At 65.8% G+C, this 6,772-nt stretch carries 5 protein-coding genes and 1 pseudogene; 4 read left to right on the top strand and 2 right to left on the bottom strand.

Features of this window, described 5'->3' with window-relative positions; genetic code table 11:
• The 4 genes and pseudogenes from VMJ11_RS26875 to VMJ11_RS26860 form a co-directional block, all read left to right on the top strand.
• Nucleotides 1-193, top strand: a pseudogene (locus VMJ11_RS26875) (copper-binding protein); the annotation flags it as partial.
• A 135-nt stretch (nt 194-328) separates the two neighbouring features.
• The gene (locus tag VMJ11_RS26870; RefSeq protein ID WP_325623448.1) at nt 329-1,609 is read left to right on the top strand and encodes a paraquat-inducible protein A; all 1,281 of its coding nucleotides are present in this window, start codon (nt 329-331) and stop codon (nt 1,607-1,609) included.
• Nucleotides 1,602-3,242: an intermembrane transport protein PqiB gene (locus VMJ11_RS26865; RefSeq protein WP_414694481.1), complete on the top strand. Its 1,641-nt coding sequence runs from the start codon at nt 1,602-1,604 to the stop codon at nt 3,240-3,242. Before VMJ11_RS26870 ends, VMJ11_RS26865 begins: the two co-directional genes overlap by 8 nt.
• Entirely contained in the window at nt 3,239-3,889 is a 651-nt protein-coding gene (locus VMJ11_RS26860; RefSeq protein ID WP_325623446.1) for a PqiC family protein, read from the top strand. The genes VMJ11_RS26865 and VMJ11_RS26860 overlap by 4 nt, the downstream gene beginning before the upstream one ends.
• Before the next feature lie 139 nt (nt 3,890-4,028).
• Here the strand turns inward: VMJ11_RS26860 and VMJ11_RS26855 are convergent, their stop codons facing one another.
• Nucleotides 4,029-4,940 (bottom strand): DUF2950 domain-containing protein, encoded by a 912-nt coding sequence (locus VMJ11_RS26855; RefSeq protein ID WP_414694480.1) that lies wholly within the window; start codon nt 4,938-4,940, stop codon nt 4,029-4,031.
• An 11-nt stretch (nt 4,941-4,951) separates the two neighbouring features.
• Nucleotides 4,952-6,433, bottom strand: coding sequence for a DUF3300 domain-containing protein (locus VMJ11_RS26850; protein ID WP_325623442.1), 1,482 nt, complete (start codon nt 6,431-6,433; stop codon nt 4,952-4,954).
• Between the last annotated feature and the right edge of the window lie 339 nt (nt 6,434-6,772).

Genomic DNA, 6,772 nt, shown 5'->3' with positions numbered 1-6,772 from the left:
CAAGGTCACGGCAAACGTGGTCGCCGTCGATCAAAAAACAAAAACGGTCACCTTGCAGGGCCCCGAAGGCGGGACCATGGACCTGAAGGTCGACGATCCCGGGCAGCTTGCCAACGTCAAGGTCGGCGATCAGGTCGAGGCAGTGTATACGGAGGCGTTCGCCGTATCCGTGAAGGCAGCACCCCACAAATAGCCGCGCATCGGGCCGTGGTGCGAAAGGCGCAGGCGGGTCGGTTCGAGCGCAGCTTCGAGCGAGGTGAGCCTCGCCTGTGGATGCCATTCGCTTCGGCCTGGATGCTCACGCCTCGGCCACCGTGGAGGTCGCGCGATGAAACGCGGTGCGCTTCTCGTCTGCCACGACTGCGATCTCATGCAGCGGGCCGGCCCATGTCCGCCGCGAGGCACGCTGCGCTGCCTGCGCTGCGGCGCCGAACTGGAGCGCGACCAGCCGGAAAGCCTGCGCCGCGCGCTCGCCTTTGGGCTGGGCGCGCTCGTGCTCTTCGTGATCTCGAACCTGTATCCGATCGTCGGGCTCGCGGTCAACGGCAATATCGTACGCACGACGCTCTGGCATGCCGTCGAAATCCTCTATCTCGACGGCATGTGGCCCATCGCGGCGCTGGTGTTCGCAACGACGATCCTCATGCCGGCCCTGCAGATCGTTTGCCTGCTCGCCCTGCTCGTGCCGCTGGCGTTGAACCGCACACCGCGGCAGGCGCCGCTGCTGTTTCGCATGATGTATGCCGCGCGGCCCTGGGGCATGACCGAGGTGCTGATACTCGGGCTGCTGGTCGCACTCGTGAAGCTGGCCCATATCGCAACCGTCGTGGCAGGCGTCGCGCTGTGGTCGTTCAGCGCGTTGATGCTGGTCTTGGCGGGCGCGAGCGCGGCATTCGACGCCCGGCAGTTCTGGTCGCGCGTGGCGAGCGCGCCGCTGCTGGCGAAGCCGCCCGAAGCGCCCGGAACTGACCGCGCCCGCGCGCGGGGTGCGCTCACGGGCGCGGCATGCGGCATCGCGCATTGCCACGCGTGCGGACTGCTCGCGCGCATGCCAGCGGGCGAGCATGCGGTGGTCTGCCCGCGCTGCGGCAGCGCGCTGCATCTGCGCAAGGTCGCGAGCCTCTCGCGCACGTGGGCGTTTCTCATGGCGGCGATCGCCCTGTATGTGCCGGCAAACGTGCTGCCTGTTATGGACACGAGTTCGCTCTTCGGCACGCAGAAGGACACGATCATGAGCGGCGTCGTGTACCTGTGGGTGTCGGGCTCCTGGCCGCTCGCGCTGCTTGTGTTCATCGCCAGCATCGTCGTGCCCATCGTGAAGATCCTCGGGCTTTCCTATCTGGCGTGGTCGACGCAACGCGGCTCGAAATGGCTGCCCGGGCAGCGCACCCGCATCTACCGGTTGATCGAGCTGATTGGCCGGTGGTCGATGCTCGACATCTACGTGATCACGATGCTGGTTGCGCTGGTGCAGTTCAAGGCACTCGCGACGATCAAGGCGGGACCCGCCGCGATTGCGTTTGGCGCCGTCGTGATCCTCACGATGTTCGCGGCGAATGTGTTCGATCCGCGTCTCATCTGGGACGCCGTGGAGCGCGAAGATGGCTGATCCGGGTAACGAAAAGGGGCTGGAGGCGCTTCCCGAGGCGAAGCCGGTGCAGGGTTCGCGCTGGCGCATGCAGATCGTGTGGCTCGTGCCGATCGTCGCGGTGCTAATAGGTGGGTGGCTGGCGGTGAAGGCGATTCTCGAGGAAGGGCCGACCGTCACGATCAGCTTCAAGACCGGCGACGGCCTCGAAGCCGGCAAGACGAAGATCAAATACAAGGATGTCGACATTGGTGTGGTGAAGTCGGTCACGCTCTCGCACGATCACAAGCGCGTGATCGCGACGGGTGAAATCGTGAAGGACGCGACGAGCATGCTGGTCGAGAACACGCGCTTCTGGGTTGTGCGCCCGCGCATTTCGGGCGGCACCGTTTCGGGGATCGGCACGCTGATCTCGGGCTCCTATGTCGGCATGGACGAAGGGAATTCGAACAAGTCGCGCCGTGACTTCGTGGGCCTCGAAGTGCCGCCCGTGTTCCCGAGCGACGTTCCGGGGCGCGAGTTCGTGCTCACGAGCGTGGACATGGGTTCGCTCGATGTCGGCTCGCCGGTGTTCTTCCGGCGCCTTCAGGTGGGGCAGATCGCGTCGTACGAGATGGACCCGAACGGCAAGGGCGTGACGCTGCACGTGTTCGTGAACGCGCCCTATGATCGCTTCGTGCGCAGCGACACGCGTTTCTGGCACGCGAGCGGACTCGACGTGTCGCTGAGCCCGGACGGCGTGCAGATCAACACGCAATCGGTGGTCTCGCTGCTGATCGGCGGCGTGGCGTTCGAAACGCCCGATAGCGATGGAGGCGGCGTTAGCGACAGCGCAACGACCGCAGCCGATGCCGACACGAAATTCCAGCTCTATGCAACGCATGCCGACTCCTTGAAGGAGCGCGACCGCATTGTCGATACCTATGTCGTGACTTTCTTCGATTCGGTGCGCGGGCTGACCGTGGGGGCGCCAGTCGATTTTCGCGGGGTCGTGGTCGGCGAAGTGAAGCGCATCTACACGCGCTTCGACCCGGCGAAGCGACAGTTCAGCATTCCTGTCGAAATCAACCTGTATCCGGAGCGCTTCACGTCGCGCTATCAGACCCGACGAGAGCCTAGTGGGCGCATCAGCGAAACGCCGCACGAGCTTGCCGATTTTCTGGTGGCCAATGGCTTCCGGTTCCAGCTGCGTTCGGGAAACCCGCTCACGGGGCAGTTATATGTCGCGTTCGATGTCTTCCCGGACGCGCCCAAGGCCAAAATCGACTGGTCGAGAGCGCCGCCCGAACTGCCCACCGTGCCGCGCACGCTGCAGTCGTTGCAGGATTCGCTCACGCGGCTACTCGCGAAGCTCAACTCGATACCGTTCGAACAGATCGGCAAGAGCGCGCAACGCACGCTGCAGAGCGCGAACGACGTGATGGCACGGCTTGGCACCGATGTCGTACCGCAGGCACACGATACGCTTTCAGCCGCGCAATCGGCGCTCGACTCCGCCACCGACGCCTTGCAGCCCGACTCGCAACTGCAGCAGAACACGAGCGACGCCATGCGCGAACTGGCCCGCACCGCGGCATCCGTGCGCATACTTACCGATTATCTCGAGCGTCATCCCGAGGCCGTGATACAGGGTAAGCCGGGAGGCAAGCCATGAGCCGGGGCGCGATTGTGCATACCGTTTGCGCCGCTTCGATTGCGGGCATCCTGGCCATCGCGAGCCTGGTCGGGTGCTCGTCGCCGGCGGCCACGTTCTACGCGCTGCGCGCCGATGACGCGACTGGCGCCACGCCGGGGGACACACGAGGCGACACAACGGCCGCTGCAACGATGGATATCGTTGTCGGACCTGTCACCGTGCCTGAGATGGTCGATCGCCCGCAGATCGTGACGCGCAATCCGGACAACACGATCGAGATGAACGAGTTTGCCCGCTGGGCCGCGCCGTTGAAGTCGGACATTGGGCGCGTCATTGCCGCGGACCTCGCGCAACGGCTCGGCACGGCGCGGGTTTCGACGGTCGATCTGGGCGCGGGCACGCCGCCGGCATGGCGTGTGCGAGTGGACGTCATGCGCTTTGACAGCGTGCCGGGCGACTCGGTGACGATCGAGGCGCAATGGGTCGTGCGGCCGCCCGGTCACCGCGCGAGGGCGCTGGGACACACGGTGGCACACGAACCGGTTGCGAGCCTCGACTACGGCGCACTCGTCAAAGCGCATGACCGCGCGCTAGCCGCCATCAGCGCGGACATTGCCGCCGCCATTCTCGCGGACCACGCACCGGTTGGCGGCGCGACCGATTGAGGACGCAGCGCCCGGCGATCGAGCCGGCGGCAGTGACGGGGCGAGCGTAACGACCGGAACGCGATCCGCTCCCCGCTCGCAGCGCGCAAGCGCTGACGGCGCCGGCGCGGCATCGGCGAGCTACGGCCCGTGCATGGCGTCACGGCGAAGACTTCGACCACCCGGGGCCCGGATCGAAGGAAGTCATGGCTGACGCCTTCGCGGCGCCATCTGGGCCGAGATCGCGCTCGTAGACCTGACCATCGTGACTGACCATGAACGTCTTGATGCCCGTATCGCCGTAGCGCACCGGCCAGGCGACCACGCCGAAGCCGCCGAACAGCTTGTCGCGGACCATGTAGTTATAGGCGCCGCCCGGCGCATGCGGGCCCTGGGAGGTCAGCAACTTGTAGTGGTAACCGTAGTAGCCGGCATTTGCGGCGTTGCGCGCGCCGGCCGTGGCGAACGCGACACCGAGCGGGCTCGGCGCGTCGTCTGGAGCGGTTGGCCAGTACAGCCCGTCCTGCTTGCCCGGAGAACTCGCGAGCTTGCTTGCATAGACGAGCATGTCGCTGCCATCGTGATAGGTCGACGCATATTCGCGTTGCGCGTCGTAAATCGCGAGCATCGTCTGCATCACGGCGAGTTCGTTGCGGCCTATGCGGCGCACGCGCATTTCTTCGATGCCCGCAGGCATATCGAAATGCCATCCTTGAGCGGTCTTGACGAGCGGGATAGGGAAGGTCCAGCCGTCGTCGCCCACGGCGATTACCGCACGATTTGCTTCGTTTTCCTGAATGGCGTGAGAGATCTTCCATTCACTCAGGAACTTTTCCCGAATCTCTGCGCCGACCGGCGGCACTAGCTGGCGGAAGTCGGCGCCGAGCAGGTTTTTCAGTTCGGACTCGTCGTTGTCGGCGACGGCGTCGCCGAACGCGTTCATGGCCGCTTCGGGCGAAGCGAAGTCGGCTTGCCCGGCGGCAGCGGCTGGCAGCGGCGCGAGCGTGGCGAGCGCGATGGCCGCCGCGAGCGCTGCCGATGCGGCCGCATGGAGAAGATATCGCTTTGTCATGGCCATTCTCCCTAGCGCCTGCCGCCGCGAGCGCCGCCGCCGCCGCGCATGCCGCCGCCGCCTTGGCGGTTGAATCCCGACGACTGCATGCTCGAGCGTCCGCGGCTTGCGTCGCGCTGGGTGGCCGCGCCGCTGCCAACGCCCTGGAAGGCGCTGTCGCGGCCGCCCCCCGCGTAGCCGCCGCCTCGTCCAGCGCCGCCTCCGTACCCGCCACCGGCCGTGCTCGCGCGATTGCTGACGCCGGCATTGTTGCCCACGCTCGCGCGATTGCTCACGCCGGCATTGTTGCCCACGCTCGCGCGATTGCCCGCCCCGGCATTGTTGCCCACGTTTGCGCGATTGCCGGCCCCCGCGTTGTTGCCGACGTTTCCACGATTGCCAGCACCGGCGTTATTTCCGATGTCTGCGCGATTACTGACACCCGCGTTGTTGCCCGCGCCCCCGCGGTTGCCGAGACCGCCCTGGTTCCCGCGGTCCGCGCCGCCGAGTCCCTGACCGCCCGCACCACCGCCAGCGCGGTTGCCGTTGCCTGCACGATCGGCAACGCTCGCGCCTCCCTGGCCGGTGCGGCCGCGATAGTCTCGGCGCGCGTCGGCGCCCGGTGCGTTGTTCGCAAACTTCTGCCGTGTGGCGTTGTCGCGGTACGCAACGCCCTGGCGGTGGCTCGCATCGTGCTGCCATCTGCCGCCCTGGACTTTCGTGCTGTCGAAGTTGCGATTGACGTTCCTCGCCTTGTCGACGTCGATGTTGACGTCGCCGCCGCCCCAGTTGCAGTCGCTGAAGATCGCGCCTGCAGCGGCGAGGCCGACCCCCCAGGCGAAACCGGTCATCAACGCGCCGCCGGGATAGTACGCCGGATACGGCGGCCAGTAATACGGCGGGTAAGCCGGGGCGCTCCATGCGCCGTAGACGACCGTAGGGTTGTACGCGGGCACGTAGATCACCTGGGGGTTCGCCGGTTCGATTTTGACGATGGTCTGGCCGCCTTGCGCGGGCGGCGGTTCGACTACGACGTTCTGCTGCTCATTCGACTTGAGGTTGCCCGCTTCCTGCGCGCGCGCACGCAATCGCTGCACCGCTGCAAGCACGTCCTTTTCCTGGGCGAGGAATGCGTCGCCGAGCTTCTGCGTCCAGTCGAGCTTGTCGTTCATCGGCTCGAGCACTTGCGGGAACGCAACGAGCGATTTCACGCTCGTGTCCCACGTCTGGTCCTGTACGGCCTTCACAGCCGCATCGCCTTTCACCTTCGGATGCTCCTTGACCCAGCGTGCCGCGTGCACGATTTCGAGCGGGTAGGTCGAAGCCATCAGCACCTGGGCCAGCACCGAGTCGGGATAGAGCGCAATGGGCGCAACGAGCGCTTCCAGTTCCTCGGGTTTGTATGGGGCGGGCTGTGGCGCATCTTGCGCGTGCACAGCAGGAGCGCCTGCTAACAGCAACGCGAGCACGAGCAGGCAAACTGTGTACGTGCGTTGTTTGATCCATGAAGTCATGGCCGTTCCTTCCATTCGTTCGCTCAGCCTGGCTGCGAGACGGATGGCGACAACGTGAAGGGGCGAGCGCGTGCGAGCGCACTGCATCGTGAGCGCAGCGCCAGCGGCATCCGGATCATTCTAGAGGCCGGCGAGGCGAGAAGGCCCACACGTATAGTCCGACGAGCGCACTTTGCTGGCAATCGGACCAGAGTCCTATTGACATTGGATCGATGGCGGCACGAACCTGCTCGCTCTGTGCGGTTCAATAGGATACCTTCCCGTTTGCACTGTCAATACGCGAGGGTAAACGAGTGGACACGTTCCGATGTCCTGATCAATTCCGCGCGGCCGGTCGAG

The sequence above is a fragment of the Paraburkholderia sp. genome (assembly GCF_035501035.1).
Taxonomy (GTDB): domain Bacteria; phylum Pseudomonadota; class Gammaproteobacteria; order Burkholderiales; family Burkholderiaceae; genus Paraburkholderia.
This window is presented reverse-complemented; position numbering and strand designations above follow the sequence as displayed.